The organism is Photorhabdus sp. RM323S, assembly GCF_042879375.1.
In the GTDB taxonomy this organism is placed as follows: domain Bacteria; phylum Pseudomonadota; class Gammaproteobacteria; order Enterobacterales; family Enterobacteriaceae; genus Photorhabdus; species Photorhabdus tasmaniensis.
Map to the genome: position 1 here is coordinate 40,599 of NZ_JBHFKZ010000027.1, position 19,106 is coordinate 59,704.

Genomic DNA, 19,106 nt, shown 5'->3' on the forward strand with positions numbered 1-19,106 from the left:
CAAAAGGTAGGGGATTTTATGAAAATTTTTACTGTGAATAAAAATTTACTTTTTAAATCCATGGTTATTTAACCTACCTCACACTAGGGGATTGTATTTTATTGGGTTTTATATTGTTCTCATAATATATCTACTTTAGTGGTTCTATTAAGTGATTCATTAGGTCAATCATTAAAGACAACACTAATTTAATTTGCATAATAATTTTATTATTTTAAAATCAACAATATAAATTATTTTTTTATTTATTTTTGTTTTCATTGTTAAGTGTTATTTAACTAATATGCGGTGGCGATGAATAACATATTAGCCATATAATAACTTATGTATTAATTTAATAATGTAATAGTAACTTATGTATATATTTATGTGTATTGATTTTTTTACACTTATTATTGGTTTTATCTCTAAGATTATTTCCATTATTATACTAAGGTTATGGTAAATATTGATTTAATAATTAAATAGTTAGGTGTATTTATTGCCATTTTATACAAGTTCACATAATCATTTTATGATAATGATTATCATTTCATTTTTTATTAAAAGTACGTTAATATGCGCGTCAGTCTTTGGACGGTACTAAAACTATGTAATAAGCAATCTCTAACATTTAATTAGTCACATAAGGAAGTATGCTATGAACAAAGTTAAAGTGTTAATTGCAGTATTAGGTACATGTGGATTAGTAACACAAGCAATAGCTACCGCTGGTTTTGGGCAAACTCAAAATTTTAATCCTGAGAATCAAAGTATTACAGTCGGTGTAACTGAACCGCGTGGTGGTGGTCATCCGACCCCAGGTGGAGATCCTGGAATTGGGGTGCAATCTGTTGCTAGAGGTCAAATTACCAGCTTTGCAAGTCTTGCTCGTTATGTCGAGGCGGATACGAATGGCATTCACAAGATTTCTGTGCCTGGATCGAGCAGTCATAAGGGAATGGGGGTGTTTAACTTTAGTAAAGTGGCTAATGCTGATGTCTATTTTGGTGAATGGTCACAAACAGGTCAGGTAAACGATAAGACTCATACTGCCTATTATTCCGGTAAAGATATTACAACCAATTTACCGACTGGTGGTATAGCGACCTATACGGTTAAAGGAATTAACCAATATAGTGGTAGTAATGCTCTGCAAGGCACATTCACTGCGGATTTCGGTCAGAAAAGACTTTCTGGTTCAATAGCGAATAGTGTATTGACTGTTGGTATTAATTCCAGAATTAGAGCAGATGGCTCATTTGTTGGGACTGCGACAGCCGGAAATGTTGCAGGTACAAACAATGGCCACTTCTTTGGTGATAATGCGTCGAGTTTAGCTGGTGTAGCTAAATTTAATTCGGATCATAGTAAAGATACCGCCTTTGGTGGGACTAAAAATCCATGATATGAGTTCGTATTGATTGAATAAGGCAAAGTTCATATGGGCTTTGTCTTATTTTGTTTATTTACTGGTCCGATTATTAAGCAGTGATATTCCGATGTTAAATATTTCCATTATCCGTTTTACCATACTGATCAGTTACTTGTTTATTTATCCCTCTTTGGTTCTGGCAGATGAAGATGCTGGTAGAAGATTGTGGCATAACGTACAGCGAAATTTGCAGGAGCAAGAAAAAGAGCTCGTCACTGATGAAACTGCGAATGAGAATAGTGATCATTTATCGATAGTCCTTAATGGTCAGACTTTCAGTGTTGAGAATAATGTGAATGAGGTTGGTCAAGCGCTGTATTTATCTATTAATCATCAACAAGTGAAGGATGTAGAGCGCTTTTTGTTGATGTATCAGAAATTACCTGGGCATGATGCCCAATTGGTGCATTTTGCTCGGGCAAACCTGGCTCGTTCACAGGGTGATTTAGTTGTGGCAGAACAGCATTATCAGGCTATTTTGCACCAGCAACCTGATTTTACCCGTGCTAAATTGGAGTTAGCCAGGGTCTATTATGAGAATCAAAAAAATAGAGAAGCCAGTTTACTGTTTAATGAGATTTCTGCGGCAAACCACGATAATGCAAGTAAGTTACCACCGGCAGTTATTAAGAATATAACCAGTTATCAGGATGCTATTAATCTGCGCAATGCCTGGCGTGGATCTTTTGCCGTAGGATATATTTTTAACGACAACACTAATATGTCACCGGATAAGCCTCCTGCTTGCATTAGCTATCATGAGAATGGTGATTGTAAGACTGAACGAAAATTGCCTTTGGCAAAGAAGGCAAATGGTATCAGTTATGATGCTACGTTACGTAAGATATACCAGCTAAGTGGCCACCACGGTATATCTCTGCGCTCAATGACTTATGGTGAAAGTTATCGTAATCATAGTGAGGAAAACGAAAATACCACTTCCGCTTATTTGGGGTATAACTATAAAGCACAGAAAAATGATTTCCTGATAGGTCCAATTATTGAGTTTAATCATGTTGGTAACCATTCCCGTTATCGCACCACCGGAGTGAAAACTGAATGGATGAATATTCTATCAAAAAATTTGGCATTGAATCTTGAAGGTGAATATAAACAGTTTCGTTATCATAAACTTTATAATAATAATGACGGTAACATGACCTCTGTTTATGCCACCTTATCTTATTATTTAACTGATCAGACAATTACCTTTACTGGTGGTGACTGGGTTAATAAAACCAGCGTTGAGAAAGCGGATGATTATCAACAGAAAGGCATACGAGCAGGTATTTCCACCCAGTTATATCCGGGAATTAATGCGGTGGTATTTACCGCATTACGACAGAGGCAGTTTGGTGATTACAGTGTGCCATTAAGTGCACGCCGTAAAGACAATGAACAACTCTATTCGGCAATTCTCAGTATGCCTAAATTTGATGTTTTTGGCTTAACTCCGGTAATCACTTATCGGTACAGAAAAAACAATAGTAATGTTGATTGGCTATACTCATATAACAAAAACGAAGTGTTAATTAAGTTTGAAAAATATTTTTGATATTGATTGAAGTAATAGGTTATTTAAATCCGTACTATGGCAGATAATCACTATGCATAAATTAAGTAATAAATACAGTAAAATAACATTGGTGATGGTATTAACTTACAGCATGATACCTTACCGTGTTGATGCAGATACACCAATACCCCCTGTTCAATCAGCGAAACAGCCTGCTGAAGATAAGTCCGATTTGGGCAAAATTAACGTTTCAGCTAACAGCGAAAAAGATCAGGCAGGCTATGATGCAGTTTACGATAAAGATATTACCAATATTTACCTAGGTAAGGATCTGGTAGAACGCTATAAGGGTGCTTCACCTGCGGATGTTTTAAAAAGTGCAGTTGGAGTATTCAGTGGTGATTCCAGAAACAGTGGCGCATTAGATCCTAATATTCGCGGCATTCAGGGGCAGGGGCGGGTTCCTGTTACCATTGATGGTACTGAACAGGCAATTACGACCTGGCGTGGTTATAACGGTGCTAATAACCGTAATTATATTGATCCTAACTTGATTAGCAGCATTGAAATAGAAAAAGGCCCGTCACTGACTCGCGGAGTAAAAGGCTCGATAGGTGGAGCAGTAATAATAAAAACGTTGGGCATTGATGATGTGGTGCCAGCAGATGAGCGCTTCGGGATTAACCTGAAATTAGAAACCAGTAGTAATGCGGTAAAGGAGCGTGCACCTAATCTGCAATTGGGACAAGATTATCGTGACATTCCTGGTTTTACTAAGGGGTTTAATTATGTTGATCCCGCGTTAGAAATTACCCCAAAAACCTCAAAAGATAATAAATTGCTTGGTCTGAAAGATAATGCAATACGTATGGCGATAGGTACCCGGCAGGAATATTTTGATTTAATGGCTGCCTATAGTTATCGCAGTAAAGGCAACTATTTTGCCGGCAAAGGAGGTGCTCATCGCTATGATGCGCCGATCAGTGATAAGGATAAAGATATCCTTGAGAGCGGTACCAGGGCGTATGATCCTTATCTGCCTTTTGTGGCACGTATATATCGTCCTGGTAATGAGGTGCCGAATACTTCCAGTGAAATGGAATCTTGGTTACTTAAAAATACCTGGCGCTTGGCTAATCAGCAGACGATTGAGTTTGGTATTCGCGATACTAAAACAATTTACGGTGAGATTATGCCTTCGCGTCTTGGTTGGGTTCGGGCTGAGGATAATGTTGTACCACAATGGCCTTTAGCTAATGTACATCAGCAGGCATTTAATGTGGATTATAAATGGAAGCCGGATGAGAACAAATGGGTTGATTTTGATATGAAATTCTGGATTACCCGTACTATTAGCAATACTAATACTGCCGGGGGATATCCACGTGAACCGCGGGATCGGGATGAAGTCTGGGATAAGAATCAACAGAAAAGAGATCCGAGTAAAGATGGCCGTTTGGTTGATACCGCTGCTACCAATGCGCATAATAATCGCTGGGGCGTTGATCTTTCCAATGCTTTTGCGCTGACTGCAAATCTGGATTTAACATTGTCGGCCAATCTGCAACGGGAACGTTTGGGTTCTCATGATGATTATGAAGCAAAAAGTTTCTCTAATTTTCGTTCATTACCAAGAAAAGGGCGCCGTCAGGAAAACAATATTGCCTTTAATTTCGACTGGCGCCCTACCTCGTGGTTGGCGTTAAGTGCTGGCGCTAAACGAGTAAGCTATTGGTCTAAGGATGATTTTTTAAATGAGCGTTTAGCTGCCCGTGATCTTCGGTATAGTAAGGATAAGAAACAGATTGGTATGGGTTTGCAATATATGAGAACACTTACCGAACGCGAAGCTGAATTGTTGAAAAAATTTAATGAATGCTTTGAGTGTTTAACTGATGATGAATTTAACGAATATAGCGAAAAAATTTTTTCTGAATCAAAAGAGCGAGATTCAATTTCTCGTCCTATGACACCAGTAGATGTGCTTTGGCAATATCGTGACGATGGTAAGTTATATAAACAAGATAACCCTTATTTCAATGGCGAGCTTGATATGGATGAGCGTGTTATTGATCCTGTAACTAACCAAAAAGTATATAAATATGAATACAGTAATGCTCAACAGAATAGCCATTATGTTGATAGCTCAGGCGAAATTCTGAATGTAGGTGATGGTGGTTTGGTTTATAAAGAAAAAAGTAAACAAGAGCGTTGGTCTAAACAGCCGAAACGTAAGAGCTATGCTTGGGCACCGGTATTTTCCGCGACGGCTTATGTAAGTGATAACGCACGTCTTTATGCACGTTATGCGGAAGCGGTACGTATGCCGAGTATTTTTGAAGATACCGTCGGTTTTTCCTCTGGTTTTACTGATAAACCGGCCCGCGCTTTTAAACCTGAACGTAGCAAAACGGTTGAAGTGGGTTATGTTCATGATTTAAGTCAGTTGTTAGGGGCAGAGCATAATGCGGATATCAAATTCGCTTATTACAATACAGTCATAGAGAATGTTTTTGACCGTGATAGTAACTTTAAATTTACTCAATTAGATAAACAGAAATTATCGGGTTTAGAAGTACAAGGGCGTTATGACAACGGGGGATTCTTTACCCATTTTGGCCTGTCTTATAATCTTAAAAATAAAGTTTGTGATAAAACCTCAGCAGGTATGTTAGATTCGACCAATCGATTTGGTGTTCCAGAATGTATTGATGGCGGTTTTCCCGGTGGTTTTTTAAGAACGACTATTCCTCCTCGTTATTCTCTTAATCTGAATATTGGTGGCCGGTTATTAGATGAAAACTTAGAAATAGGGAGCCGGGTGTTATATCACAGCAGTGTAGAGAATAAGGATGAAAAATGGTTGATGAAAAAAATGCCGGGCACTTATAAAGGGATAAATAATAACCCGATGCGCTGGAATTCGGTAATGACCGTAGATGCTTATATTAATTATAAGGTTGCGCCAAATGTTGTCGTTGAATTATCCGGCACTAACTTAACCGATCGCTATTATCTGGACCCGTTAACCCGCTCCATGATGCCGGCACCCGGACGGACGTTTAAGCTTAGTGTCACCAGTCAGTTCTGACTCTTGACGGGAGATTAACCTGCCTGTAATAAGGTTAATCTCCGCAGATAACGAGCAGAAAGGTGGCTTGAACTATGATGAAGAATCGTATTTATATTGGCTTGTTTGCTTCTTTGCTGTTACATGCAAGTGTCATTGTGTTTATGGCATCTCATTTATTACGTGATGACAGCGCAAATAATCAATCAGTGAATTCGCCAATAATCAGTATGTCAATAGAAATGGTTGCTTCAGCGGCACCTGCTGGGCAGGAGCAACCGACGGAGCAGGAACCACTCCCGCCTCCGTTACCACCCGAAGTGGTGGTAGCGGAATCGCCGCTTGAGGCAAAAATAGCGCTCAATAAGCCAGCGGACAGGCCACGGAAACGAGAGCAGCGGAAACCGCCGGAAGAACATGCGGATGCTAAACCGAGGAACAAGCCTCAACCACAGAAAGAGCCAGTAGAAGATCTCCAGCCAAAACTGGCGGAACGTGGGCGTAAACCGGAAACAGAGCAAGCAGCGGACAGTTCTCAGGTGGCAGGAAGCGATGCTGTGGATTCACAAGCAGGTGCACGTCAGGTGACGACCAGTCAACCGATGACGGGTTTGGGTTCTGATGATTTACAAGGTTATCAGTCTGCTTTACGTCGTGAAATTGAAAAACACAAACGCTATCCACGTCGGGCAAAGAAGATGAAACAACAGGGTATTGTTCAGGTAAGCTTTAGTTTACTGGACAGCGGCGATCTGACGAACCCTCAATTAGTGCGGAGTTCTGGCACCGATGAATTGGATCGGGCTGCACTTGCGGCTATCCAGCAAGCCCGGTCTGTTGGGGTAAAACCAGCTGGCCTGCCGAGGGATCATACCTTAGCGATAGAGTTTAATTTGCATTGAGGAGGTGACTCCTCATGCTTGTTTTCTCATATGTAATAACGGAAAAGGATTACCCTGGCCGTCAATTTCTGAGCGGCTGAAAACCTTAAACCCCTGATGCTGGTAGAAACCCACTCCCTGAACATTTTGTTCATTAACATCCAGTTCATTGATACCTGATTCAGTAATACCAAAATTCAGGAGTGCCTTGCCGATACCTTTACCACGGGAATCTGGGGAGATAAACAGCATCTCAATCCGATTCTGATCAACCCCCATAAAACCTTTAATTTCGTTTTGGTCATTTGTCGCTTTATAAACAATCAGTGTTGGCAGATAGGTATGCAGAATCAGTGGGCGTAATTCATTAATATTTTCGTCAGATAAAAAATCGTGTGTTGCCCGTACAGAAGCTTCCCATATTTCGGTCAATTTACTGAAATCAGTCTTTGTTGCTTGCTGAATTTTTATATTCATTTTTTTTAATATTCTATTTTAACTATTTTTCTAAACCAATAATGGACTCACTCTATCACGTTTATTGTGATGAATCGCTTCAGATATTACCCAGATCTAGCTAATTATCTTCTCCAGAGTTTTCTTCTGTCTGTTTCGTGATCTATTTCATGAAACGAGAAAGTACGTTGAGTTTATTTGGTCTAATATTACTTTTTATAGCTAGTTGAATTTTAACCAAATTGGCTAGTTAAACTGTCAAATAGCACGAAACTTTAAAGATGTAAAAAAAACAATACAGAGTATCCTCTCTTACTAACTATAATGAGGTATTGGTTAACCAAGAGTAGGATTGCGTCATATCTCATGAGCGCAGTTTCTATTTGGATTGATCATTTCAGTTGAACAGCTAGTTCAATGATAAATATAAAATTATTTCTTGAGGATAGTTCATGAAAAGGTCATTTATATTTGCACCAGGTATGTTAGCACTTTCAATAAGTGCAATTTCGAACGCACATGCTTATGACAACCTATATGTTTTTGGCGATAGCTTAAGTGATGGCGGAAATAATGGTCGATACACAGTAGATGATATTAATGGTACTGAAAGTAAATTATATAACGATTTTATCGCTCAACAATTAGGGATTGATCTGACCAACTCCAAGAAAGGGGGCACTAATTACGCTGCCGGTGGCGCGACTGCTGTTGCCAGTTTGAATAATCAAGACAACACTCATGATCAGGTAACTCGTTATTTGGCAAGTCACGGCGGATATGCTGCTCCTAATGGCATGTATGTTCATTGGATTGGTGGCAATGATGTTGACGCTGCATTACGAAACCCGGCTGATGCGCAAAAGATTATTACTGAGAGTGCGATTGCTGCTTCATCACAAGTACATGCGCTTCTCAAAGCGGGTGCCGGGTTGGTGATCGTGCCTACGGTTCCTGATGTGGGTATGACTCCGAAGATTATGGAGTTTGTTATCTCTAAAGGGGGAGCTACTTCTGAGGATCTGGCTAAAATTCATGTAGCAGTCAACACGTATCCCACAATTGATAAAGACACCCGTCTTCAAGTTATCCATGGTGTTTTCAAAAAGATCGGATCCGATGTTTCAGGAGGTGACGCCAAAAAAGCTGAAGAGACCACTAAACGATTGATTGATGGTTATAAAGAATTAAGTAGTAACGCTTCAAAATTGGTTGACAGCTATAATCAATTAGAAGATATCGCCCTTAGCCAAGAAAATGGCAATATTGTTCGCGTTGATGTTAATGCCCTCTTACATGAAGTCATTGCTAATCCTCTACATTATGGTTTTCTCAATACCATAGGTTATGCCTGTGCTCAGGGTGTTAATGCGAGTTCCTGTCGCTCTAAAGATACCGGTTTTGACGCCAGCAAGTCCTTTTTATTCGCTGATGATTTTCATCCAACGCCAGCCGCGCAGCATATGGTTGGTGAATACACTGTTTCAGTCATCAATGCTCCGTATCAGGTTATGTTACTGACGAACGCCAACAATGTGCCCGTGAAAGGGGCACTTGCTTCTCTTGATAGCCGTTTACAGCAATCACGTAATGTGGGTAACGCGCAGGGTAAACTAGGTGTATTCGGTGGTTATAGTGGTAATCACAACCACACGCTGACATTGGGTAGTGACTATCAGATTACGGATAATATTCTGTTGGGTGGTATGATCTCACGTTATCAAGATAATCGCTCAATTGATCAATTCCGCTATGATGGCCGCGGCAATGTGCTCACCGCTTACGGCTTGTGGCGTTACTACGATAAAGGTTGGATTAGCGGTGATCTCCACTATTTGGATATGAAATATGAAGACATTACTCGTGGTGTCGTCCTCAATGAATGGCTGCGCCGTGAAAAGGCCTCGACTTCCGGTCATCAGTGGGGAGGACGCATTACTGCGGGTTGGGATATTCCATTGGCATCTACCGTTACGACCAGCCCAGTTATCCAATACGCCTGGGATAAGAGCTATGTAAAAGGTTATCGTGAATCGGGTAATCACAGCACTGCCATGCATTTTGGTGATCAGCGCTACGACTCTCAGGTTGGTACGCTAGGCTGGCGTGTTGACACAAATTTTGGTCGTTTTAACCCCTATGCTGAGGTTCGGTTTAACCACCAGTTTGGTGATAAACGTTATCAGATTAGTGGTGCTATCAATTCAACCCAGACCTCTTTCGTTAGCAAAAGTCAAAAGCAGGATACCCATTGGCGTGAATACACCATCGGTACGAATGCTGTTATTACAAAGGATTGGGGCACTTTTGCATCAATATCACGCAATGATGGTGATGTTCAGAATCACACCTATACTTTCAGTTTGGGTGTGAATGCAAGTTTCTAATCGTGAGTGGTTAAAAAATTAAGTGATAATGCCCGATAAAATGAGATCGGGCATTTTCTGACAATTTGTCATTATCAATAAATTAACATTAAAACCTTACATTTTGGAGCATTCATAAATATCTGGCCTATTTTTATCTGTACTAATGGTATATTCATACTTTTCCCAACAATGCAATTTTTCTATCTTGGCCTCCTCTGAGATTAAATAATATTAATTGGCTATTGCGTCTCTGCATTTGAATTTACGTTCCTGCTGTGTAGAGCAGGAACCTATTTTTTCAGATTTGTTTGAAAGATAAGTCGTTAGATGGATTTAATTTTATCTTCCAATATATACCATCGAAGAGAATTCTTAACGGGAGATGGCGTTACCATAACTAATCCTTTATCAGCCAGTTTCAATAGCAGATAACGAGCCTTATAGATAGTAAAATTACATTGCTCTGCGACATCACGTGTGCTGGGCCACGATTCTGGTGGTGGAGCCATTTGCATTTCCCGGACGGTGCATAATTTGGACATGACATTAAGTATTTGATCTATTTGGGAAAATTGAGTCGAATCTTTCCGGTTTTCCATATTAACTCCAGGCTTTATTGAATCCAGTTAGATACCTTGAGTTATCTGGGGTAATCCAACGGTTAATTTCAACATAGGCGAACTATCTAAATGTCTGTTCATAAAGAATTGCTGTGTATATTCTGTTTTCCAAAGGTTGGTTTTTATACGATGCAGATTGATTATATCGAAAAATTAAAATTTTAGATCTTTTAATTTGATAAACAAACACAATAAAGAATTTTATTCTTATATAGATGTAATTTGCGACACTATAGATCGCAAATGATAGTATTGAAATGTTATCTAAGTATTTTGTTGTGAAGTTACTTGAATTTGTATTTTTTGTTTTTATTTGTTGAATTATTCTGTAATACTTTGAGTGTCAGTAAGGATATTGCTTACGTATAAATGTTTATGGATGAGCCATGTTTTCATTAACTTATTTTCTAATCATGATAAATCCAGTGGAGAGCCATCAATGATATCGTTTTTATTTCTCTGAGCTTAATGGATTTTTTATATATCGTGAATTGTCTATGGTTTTTTTAACAGCCATATCTATGTCAATGTATTTTGGCATCTCAACTATTTTAGTTAATGTATTCCATTCATAAAAATCAGAAGATACTAATAATCACAATATAATTCATTTAGAAATTCAATCTGAAATTAAGGTTGATTTGTATTATGTGATTCTATTAAGTATTTCTGTGTTTTATTTTTATCAAAATATTAAGGGTTAGAAATGAAACTAAATAAAATTATAATGGCAACCATATTAATATCTGTCATTGTCAGCGGTTCTATCATTGATATACCGTATTTCATCAATTTTAACACTTTCGATCAAACGGTGAATCTTGGGAAAACCTCCAACTTGGCGTTAAAAGGTGAGGGAAAACAAATCCTGAAAAATACCAAAATTCGTTTGGAAAATTGCAGTTTGGAACCGGTGGTTCAACGGTTATTGTCTCGGGTAACGTTAAAAGTGTTACTGGCTCTACCTCGGATTACCAATAAGCCAGATAAACCACCGAAGCCATGCCAGCGGGAGAAACTACACATGTTCAGATTAATGGTAAGTTTTATTTTTTAGTCGTTATCTTTTAATCATGGGCTCTGATCACAAAATAGAAAAAATTGGTGATTGTTAAGAATAACCTGGTGTTTAAATTATCCTTCCTATAGATTCTTCATGTTCCATTTTTAGTTATTGTCATATCAGTCTTATAAAACTTTCAGATTAATATAAAGCCAATGAAAACATCGTATTTTCCTTTTAAGGGAGATTCTTAGTTTTTCATTATCAGATTATTTGTAAATAAAATTAAACATTAATAACGTGACTCTATTATTAAATAATGTTATTAAATATGAAGCTAAGATTTATATTTTAATATTAATTTTTTTTACTGATCGTTATCTTAGGATCTCATCGGATAGGCAGTAAGAATGAATGATGGTTTTAACCGTTTAATAGCGTTACAAATATCGGCTTACCTTCAGCATTGATTGCTATTTGTTCTGTTAAGATAGTGATTTGATTTGTATTTTCTAATGAAAAAAGTATGAAAAACAATAAGAATGTGAAAGAACATGGCAAAACATCGTTTTTCGAACAATATTTTTCTAAGCTGTATATGGGTCATGTGGAGCATTGCTCTGGGGCTCTATCTGGCTGGTAATCTGTTTAGCTGTACAGTGACAGCGATTCTATCTTTTCTGGCTTTAATATTTTGCTTTATTAACATGAGATCGAGATCAAAAACTATGTTTGGAAAAAAAACAGAAACAGTGGCTGTAGAACCGGAGTCTCTGGCGGGTGATGATAAAAAGAATGCCAGCGCAGAAGCCCGCCGTTGCACTATTGTTGCTAAAAGCTCAGTCTTTAAGGGCGATATTGATGTAGAAGGTGATATACAGATCTGGGGTAAAGTGATTGGGAATATCCGAGTGAAGGAAGGCGCAATCCGCATTATGCATGACGGGCGGGTTGAAGGTGAACTTAATGCTCCAGAAATCATAATTGACGGTGATGTTGAAGGGACTTGTTGTGCAGCAACATTGGATATTCTTGAACATGGTGAACTACGTGGTATCAGTCGCTGTGGCAGTATGTCTATCAAGCGTGGTGGTTTATTCTTCGGGCAATCAGAACAGATTGAAAATAAAGCAAAATTAACATCTGAACGTGTTGTACCAATAAAAGATACCAATAATGATAAATCCAAAGATAAGGCTACGGTAAAAACAAGTGCCTGATAAACCAGGCCCGTGTGATATGTGATTCCGATGGTTTTCGGCACGGGCCACCCTTTTTTGATTTTTAAATTACGTTGTTTTATTCCTCTTTAGTTTTATTCACTATAGCAATTTATCTGTTTAATTGTTTTAATTCTCCTGGTTAGAGTATGTGCTTTTCGCACATATAGGCACTTTGCTTGGCTGCTATGTAGCTGATATTAAGGAAAATATGATGGTGACACTAGAAACAAAGAGATTAATAATGCGCGCCTGGAAAGAGGAAGATAGAGGGCCGTTCTTTCATTTAAATAGTAACGCAGAAGTTATGGAATACTTTCCTGCCGCTTTGACGGTTGAACAAAGCAATACAATGGTGGATAGAATTACCCAGAGATTTGAACAGCAGGGTGGTTGGGGATTATGGGCTGTGGAGCTGAAAGAAACGGGGGATTTTATTGGTTTTGTCGGTTTAAATATTCCTGTAGCAGAATTGCCATTTTCACCTTGTACTGAAATTGGGTGGCGTCTTGATAAACCATTTTGGGGTAAAGGTTATGCCAGTGAAGCTGCATACAAGGCATTGGATTTTGCTTTCACTGAATTAAAACTTGAGGAAGTAGTTGCATTTACCACTGTTGCTAATCTGCGTTCTCAAAAAGTCATGGAGAAACTTGGAATGGTGAAAGATGAAAATACTTTCTTGCACCCTTTATTACCGGATGGGCACCCGCTTCATGAGCATGTGCTTTACAGAATTCGCCAGTCATAATTCTATATTCTCTTTTCTGGTTTTAGTGACCTTGGTGTTTTATACTACTGTTGCATATATATGTATTTTTGGAATTCAAATGAAATATGAATTAGCTGTTATGGCGGCTCTGGCTAAATTAGAACATCCCAACACACGTTCAATTGTGGAAGCGACAGGGATATCTGAGCGTAAAGTGCAACAGGTTTTGCAAATATTACAACAAGACTTAGAAGTAAAGATTAACCGCATTAGAAACGGCAAAGTCAGTTATTTTGAAGTTATTTCTTGGGGAATATTTGAAAGCGGTAAAGCGATTAACTATAAACTGAGCGATTTAGATCTGGATAAGTTTAAATATTCCCGTCAGCAAGAGAAAGATATCAGAAACCAAAAGAATAAAAAAACAATAATGACAACTTATAATGAAAAAAAACATTATTTCGATCGGGTAAAACTAAAAAACTACAGAGATAGTATGCGCCTTGAAGGAATGAGTGTTGTTATGAGCAACCTGCCTGCAACTAAAGAAGAGCAAGAAAATCTAAGAAATAAATTAATTAGAAAATACAGTGAACAGTGAGGAGATTATGGTAGATAAATATGGAACGGGACAAGATCCCTACACATACTTAGGCACAGATACTCTCATCAATAAATTAGGCATTCGCGACTCAGCCATTTTGGAACAGGCAGAGAAGGAACTGACTGAGCTTGCTATATTGAATATTTCATTTTGGGAGCCGCCTTACAATTTGGCTTTTTGGTGTCAACTTCATAAACAAATATTTTCTGACTTGTATAATTGGGCTGGTCAACTGAGAACCATTGATATATCAAAAGGTAATACCCGTTTCTGTCATACTGAACGTATTGAAATAGAAGGAAATAGAATATTCAATATGTTAGAGAGTGAAAATTATCTCGTAGGGTTGAATTATTCAGAATTTATCAAAAAACTTGCTGAATATTATGCAGAATTAAATGTGATTCATCCTTTCAGAGAAGGAAATGGGCGAACACAACGCCTGTTATTTGAATATATAGTTATAAATTGTGAATATAACATTTCCTTTGAGTCTGTGGATGCTAAAAAATGGATTGAGGCTAATATTTCTGCTTATCAATATAATTATCGGCCATTAATGAAAATTTTCAGAAATTGTATTTATTGAATTACACAAAATGGAAATTATATAATAGTCAATAATTTTCTGACATTTTGTTATTTATAGGCAGAAAAATAGTTTTAATTGTGCACTTATATTAAGTATCAAAGAATAGGTTTTATAAATAGATTTTTTCATCTAAGATAACTCGTTATGGGTTATTTATTTGTGCTGTTATTAATATAATTTAGCCCGACAGGTTTGGCGATTAATTCTCCAACTTAAGTTGAATTAATTTTATTTAGAATGAGAGGCTAGTTAAACTAACTAAATCCCACTGTATTTTTTCTGGCATTTTTGATAATATTTTCTGTTGTTTCTGGTCAGATTGACATATATCTTTCTGTGTTACAGTAAAGTGACAAGAAAAAGATTATCCTTATCACTTTGTTTATTAAATATCGTATTATTAATTGCATTAAAGACAAATTGTTGCTAGAAAAGGACTAAGGAGAATTACCGGTGCACATACTTTAGCACATTTACTCAGGGAATGTTCGGCTTGAAAACATATATTTGCAGACGCAAAGTTAGGTGTGAAAGAAGTAATACTCAATACTAAAAGACAGGCTGATAACTTTTTCATGGTTGGTACCTCATCAGGTGTTGATTGGAGTCATATAATTTATCTTAGTTACTAATTATCGTTCAATAATTAATATTGAGTTAATTTTACGCTATTATTTTTGCTGTCTTGTTGAAAATCTGTTGAAGTTACCAAGCTTTCAATTTATTTGTTTAACTAAATCAAACATATATTGTTGAGCCAGAGATATCTCTATTCACTCAAATTACTGGTCTATACAATCTACAAATCTACATTATTTGAGTGAGTGAAAGGATAATTCACATAAAAATCAATCTGACATTTTTACTCACTTATAGGAATGGTTGTTAATAATTAAGAATAAGGAATAAGTGCAGATTGGCTACTGCAATATTATATTTAATAACGTCATGTTTTATATGGCTTTGATTGTATAATGATATATCGGCCTCCACTTATAACCACTAAAATAATAATTAAAATTTGTCATTTATATCATTACATCCATGATAAAAATATCACTCTAATAAACCCAAGATAGGAGATAAAAATGAAAAAAAGCTTATCCTATATTGCCTTAATGGCTGGATTGATTGCCACGCCAGTTATAGCAGAGAAGCTTCCTAATAAAGGTGAAGTTGCTGCATTACAGTCTAACTCATGTGCGCAAGGTTACATTTCTCAAATCTATGTAACAGGTGCAACAGGAAGCTGGGGTATTCAAGTGGCTCCAGAAACTTATCCAAGTAAGACAACAAATTTTGTATCTGATGATTTAGTCACTGTAAATAAAGACGCAGGAAAAGCTTTGTTTTCTCTTGCATTAACCGCATTTGAAACACAAAAACGGGTTAATATTATTAACATCAATGAGGTAATTAAAGACTGCACTCTACCGAATTCAGAATTCAATCATATTGTTATATTTAGGTAAAACCAAATGATTCGTTTAAGACGATGGGGTTACGACGGCAATCTAATAGTAATATATTGAATTGCGATTGGTTAATAAAAACAATGGAATAAGTCATGAGTAAGCCGGAATCAACTCTGGCTTAATTATTAACATTGAAACCAGTCATTAGTTGCATTTGTCACGACTTAATGAGGATTTATAGCTCCTGTGAGTATATTATTTTTTCCTTATTATAGTTACTTGACTACATCATATAGTGTAGGTTTAACTTAACATTTAATCCTAACAGCTAAATATTGAAATCTATCAGTGACGTAGAAATAATAAGGTAAATATAAAATCGGCAAATATAATCTCTATTCAACAAAATCTTCTGGTATTTGTTAGGTGATATTTTTCGTATGGAATTATTTTTATATGCAAACATCATTGACTGGAATTATTGGGAAAATGAGTGTCATGACTTTATTTATATAAAAAATGAGATTGCTATCAAAGTGGATTAAAAATATACGTGTTATTGATCATTCTCCAATTAACTAAGGGGAATATCTATGTGTAACTGTTCTGAATGCGATGACTCACTGAAAAGATCTAAACGGATAAATGGCTATAAATCATGTCCTAAATGTTCAAAAGACAGAGGATATCATGTTTGTTATGAGGATAATGATTTCGGAACGAGAGACATGGGGGATGGTCGGAGGATACTCCAATCATATTGTCATTATTGTCGAGGAAGGGGGAGCATTTGTCATCCTGCATTTACCTGTAACGCTGACACGGAGAGTGATACTGACTAGTGTGTCCTATAATCAGGCTATACAAAAAACGGTGTAGTTTTTTTACGTTGCTGGGTTAGTCTGGCTGGTATCCCATTTGTGGAAGATTGGCACCTGTGGGTTTAACGGTGACTGTCGGGCTGGCGGAGTCTGAATTGGTTATGTAATTCATTGAATTTATGGCTATAGATTTTAATTCAACTTTGTGTTAGTGCCTAGATAATATCGTCATAAAATGCTTAACCAAAGAGCAAGACAGCGGATCTGAACACTAGTAAGAAATGAGCCACTATTTTTGGCATAACGGGTCGCTATACCACGCCAGCGTTTAAGATGCAGAAAAGCATTTTCAACTAAATGCCTGAGCCGATAGAGTTCCCGGTCATATTCTCGTCTCACTTTGCGATTTTTACGGCTGGGAATTTACGCTTCCATACCTTGTTTTTCTGCTTGTTCAACAACGGCATTGCTGTCATAACCCCGATCTGCCAATAAATGTGCCGTATCTATTATTCCTTCAATCAAGGCCTCAGCTTGTGAGCAATCCGCTGTGGTGCCGCTTGTAATAAGTACTCTGACCGGCATACCATGCGCATCCACGGCCAAATGTATCTTGGTATTGAGCCCCCTTTTGTACGCCCCATATCCTGATTACCACCTTCCGCCCCTGCGGCATGGGGATGAACCTTAATGTGACTGGCGTCAATCATCAGCCATTCGAAATCCGGTTCAGAGATGAGTTCTTCAAGCAATCCTTCCCATACGCCTTTGTCACGCCACCGACAAAAACGGCGATGCGTATTTTTCCAATCGCCATAATCGGGGGGTAAATCTCGCCAGGGGGCTCCTGTCCGTAAAATCCAAAATACCGCATTAATAAGTAGTCGATTATCATAAGCGACACGTCCCCAGGCACCCTGACGTCCTGGTAAGTGAGGCTCAAGTCAATGCCAAACACGATCAGAGATATCGTGACGACGGTGTGCTCATGGTTAAGTTATCCATTCGTGTAATCAGGCGTCATTATGACATAAATTAATTCATGACGACACTACCTTACCTCCTGGCTTGATGGTGGTCAGTGGCACACATTTTAGTGGCATTCCAGTGAAAACAGAGGATAAAAACAATGGTGGAGCTGACAACAAAACCAACGGACATAAGCAGGCAAACTTTTGAACCTCAGGATTAGCGATATAGATTTTGCACACTCTACTATTGCAATAAGAAGGCGAGCTGATGATAAATCTGATCCACGAGTGTATCAACCTCTTGTCAAAACATCTGCCAGTCGGTGAGGTGCTGATGAGGGAAATCTACAGCTTTATAACTATTGACAGAAATAAAGTCAAAAATGCTAAAGGTAATGATTTTCTTTTTATTACCAATAAATTAGGGAAAACAGTTGGAATGCCTTTGTCAACATTGGCATATCATAAAATCATTAATATAATTATAATGCTTTCACTTTCTCCTTGTCATTAATGCAAAAGGAGAAAACAATTTCAGTTCTGTATATCCTGTAAAGCCACGCCTTATCTGATTTCTATGACAAAACACGGCTTTTCTTTGTGATCTTACTTCTCACGTAAAATAGAATTTTTCCTTTAATACCATTGCATTGTGATTTTTACCTTGATCCTGTTTTGATCCAAAACGTGCAGGCGGGTGCGGTGTAGTGCCGTTTTCGCCATAAGTTCATTTATTTCGTCATAAGCGCAGCGAGACAAACCGTCACTAAGGTATTTATTTGATTCTTGAGTCAGATAATCAATCGGTTAAAGTAGTGTCGCCATCGGCAAAATCCGATGGTCAAGGGGTCGCAGCCTTGAACGAACATCCCACTGGTAAGGTTATTTTCTTACCAGTGTGCCTGTTATCGCTCTTTCTATGGCGGTTCAGGCAGGGGAGGCTATGCCTCGCCGGATTGGATGTTCTCCGGTACTGCGAACCCTGTTTGAATCGCCACCATTAAAGAGGTAAGCAGGAATATGAAAAAAGACTGGCATACTGCCGATATTATCGCTGCGATACGTAAGAAGAATAAAACGCTGGCATCATTATCCAGAGAGCACGGCTTAAGCTCCTCAACATTAGCAAATGCTTTAACGCGGCCTTGGCCTAAAGGGGAGTTACTGATTGCTCAGGAAATTGGTGTCACACCTGCTGAGATATGGCCCAGTCGGTATTTTGACGAAAATAAGCAGCCTATCAAACGAACCATCCGAAATGATTTACAAAACAATTCTGATATCACATAAGTTATTTCTATATCCGAAAAAGTAACGACAAATTTTAAACCACTAAACTAATATAACACTCTGAGTTATTAGTTTTTTATTACATTTACTGCTCATTCTTCAATATCAGGATTGTATTCATAGCTCCATGAAAATGTAAGACAGCCCGCATA

Annotated in this window: 14 protein-coding genes and 2 pseudogenes; 13 read left to right on the forward strand and 3 right to left on the reverse strand. The window is 37.8% G+C overall.

Features of this window, described 5'->3' with window-relative positions; all coding sequences use genetic code 11:
- Positions 1 to 640 precede the first annotated feature (640 nt).
- The 4 genes from ACGF7G_RS12595 to ACGF7G_RS12610 all read left to right on the forward strand — a co-directional run bounded on the left by ACGF7G_RS12595 (position 641) and on the right by ACGF7G_RS12610 (position 6,902).
- Positions 641 to 1,387 (forward strand): Slam-dependent surface lipoprotein, encoded by a 747-nt coding sequence (locus tag ACGF7G_RS12595; protein ID WP_387465892.1) that lies wholly within the window; start codon positions 641 to 643, stop codon positions 1,385 to 1,387.
- Between the two features lie 94 nt (positions 1,388 to 1,481).
- Complete coding sequence (locus ACGF7G_RS12600; RefSeq protein ID WP_387465893.1) at positions 1,482 to 2,969, forward strand: surface lipoprotein assembly modifier; 1,488 nt, start codon at positions 1,482 to 1,484, stop codon at positions 2,967 to 2,969.
- Between the two features lie 52 nt (positions 2,970 to 3,021).
- Positions 3,022 to 6,021: a TonB-dependent receptor domain-containing protein gene (locus ACGF7G_RS12605; RefSeq protein WP_387465895.1), complete on the forward strand. Its 3,000-nt coding sequence runs from the start codon at positions 3,022 to 3,024 to the stop codon at positions 6,019 to 6,021.
- 74 nt (positions 6,022 to 6,095) lie between these two features.
- A complete protein-coding gene (locus ACGF7G_RS12610; protein WP_387465897.1) occupies positions 6,096 to 6,902 on the forward strand; it encodes a TonB family protein in 807 nt (268 codons plus the stop codon).
- Between the two features lie 12 nt (positions 6,903 to 6,914).
- On the opposite strand, the gene ACGF7G_RS12615 is transcribed toward ACGF7G_RS12610, so the two are convergent.
- Positions 6,915 to 7,358: an acetyltransferase gene (locus tag ACGF7G_RS12615; protein WP_387465899.1), complete on the reverse strand. Its 444-nt coding sequence runs from the start codon at positions 7,356 to 7,358 to the stop codon at positions 6,915 to 6,917.
- A 431-nt stretch (positions 7,359 to 7,789) separates the two neighbouring features.
- Here ACGF7G_RS12615 and ACGF7G_RS12620 point away from each other — a divergent pair, with 431 nt between their 5' ends.
- Positions 7,790 to 9,724: an autotransporter outer membrane beta-barrel domain-containing protein gene (locus tag ACGF7G_RS12620; protein WP_387465901.1), complete on the forward strand. Its 1,935-nt coding sequence runs from the start codon at positions 7,790 to 7,792 to the stop codon at positions 9,722 to 9,724.
- A gap of 305 nt (positions 9,725 to 10,029) precedes the next feature.
- On the opposite strand, the gene ACGF7G_RS12625 is transcribed toward ACGF7G_RS12620, so the two are convergent.
- Positions 10,030 to 10,305 carry a FaeA/PapI family transcriptional regulator gene (locus ACGF7G_RS12625; protein WP_387465903.1) on the reverse strand — a complete coding sequence of 92 codons (276 nt, stop codon included), beginning with the start codon at positions 10,303 to 10,305 and terminating at the stop codon, positions 10,030 to 10,032.
- Positions 10,306 to 12,057: 1,752 nt separating this feature from the next.
- Here ACGF7G_RS12625 and ACGF7G_RS12630 point away from each other — a divergent pair.
- From ACGF7G_RS12630 to ACGF7G_RS12655, 6 genes are all read left to right on the forward strand, one after another.
- The gene (locus ACGF7G_RS12630; protein ID WP_242688792.1) at positions 12,058 to 12,549 is read left to right on the forward strand and encodes a polymer-forming cytoskeletal protein; all 492 of its coding nucleotides are present in this window, start codon (positions 12,058 to 12,060) and stop codon (positions 12,547 to 12,549) included.
- Between the two features lie 214 nt (positions 12,550 to 12,763).
- On the forward strand, positions 12,764 to 13,300 hold the full coding sequence (locus ACGF7G_RS12635; protein WP_387465905.1) for a GNAT family N-acetyltransferase: 537 nt from the start codon (positions 12,764 to 12,766) through the stop codon (positions 13,298 to 13,300).
- Between the two features lie 79 nt (positions 13,301 to 13,379).
- A complete protein-coding gene (locus tag ACGF7G_RS12640; protein WP_387465907.1) occupies positions 13,380 to 13,862 on the forward strand; it encodes a YhfG family protein in 483 nt (160 codons plus the stop codon).
- Positions 13,863 to 13,869: 7 nt separating this feature from the next.
- On the forward strand, positions 13,870 to 14,454 hold the full coding sequence (locus ACGF7G_RS12645; RefSeq protein ID WP_387465909.1) for a putative adenosine monophosphate-protein transferase Fic: 585 nt from the start codon (positions 13,870 to 13,872) through the stop codon (positions 14,452 to 14,454).
- 1,091 nt (positions 14,455 to 15,545) lie between these two features.
- Positions 15,546 to 15,929 (forward strand): hypothetical protein, encoded by a 384-nt coding sequence (locus ACGF7G_RS12650; RefSeq protein ID WP_387465911.1) that lies wholly within the window; start codon positions 15,546 to 15,548, stop codon positions 15,927 to 15,929.
- 651 nt (positions 15,930 to 16,580) lie between these two features.
- Complete coding sequence (locus ACGF7G_RS12655) at positions 16,581 to 16,751, forward strand: hypothetical protein (protein ID WP_166296314.1); 171 nt, start codon at positions 16,581 to 16,583, stop codon at positions 16,749 to 16,751.
- A gap of 170 nt (positions 16,752 to 16,921) precedes the next feature.
- Here ACGF7G_RS12655 and ACGF7G_RS12660 read toward each other — a convergent pair.
- Positions 16,922 to 17,661, reverse strand: a pseudogene (locus tag ACGF7G_RS12660) (IS5 family transposase).
- 195 nt (positions 17,662 to 17,856) lie between these two features.
- Here ACGF7G_RS12660 and ACGF7G_RS12665 point away from each other — a divergent pair.
- Positions 17,857 to 18,148: pseudogene (locus ACGF7G_RS12665) on the forward strand (site-specific integrase); the annotation flags it as partial.
- A gap of 536 nt (positions 18,149 to 18,684) precedes the next feature.
- Positions 18,685 to 18,954 (forward strand): helix-turn-helix domain-containing protein, encoded by a 270-nt coding sequence (locus ACGF7G_RS12670; protein ID WP_387465913.1) that lies wholly within the window; start codon positions 18,685 to 18,687, stop codon positions 18,952 to 18,954.
- The last annotated feature ends 152 nt before the right edge of the window (positions 18,955 to 19,106 follow it).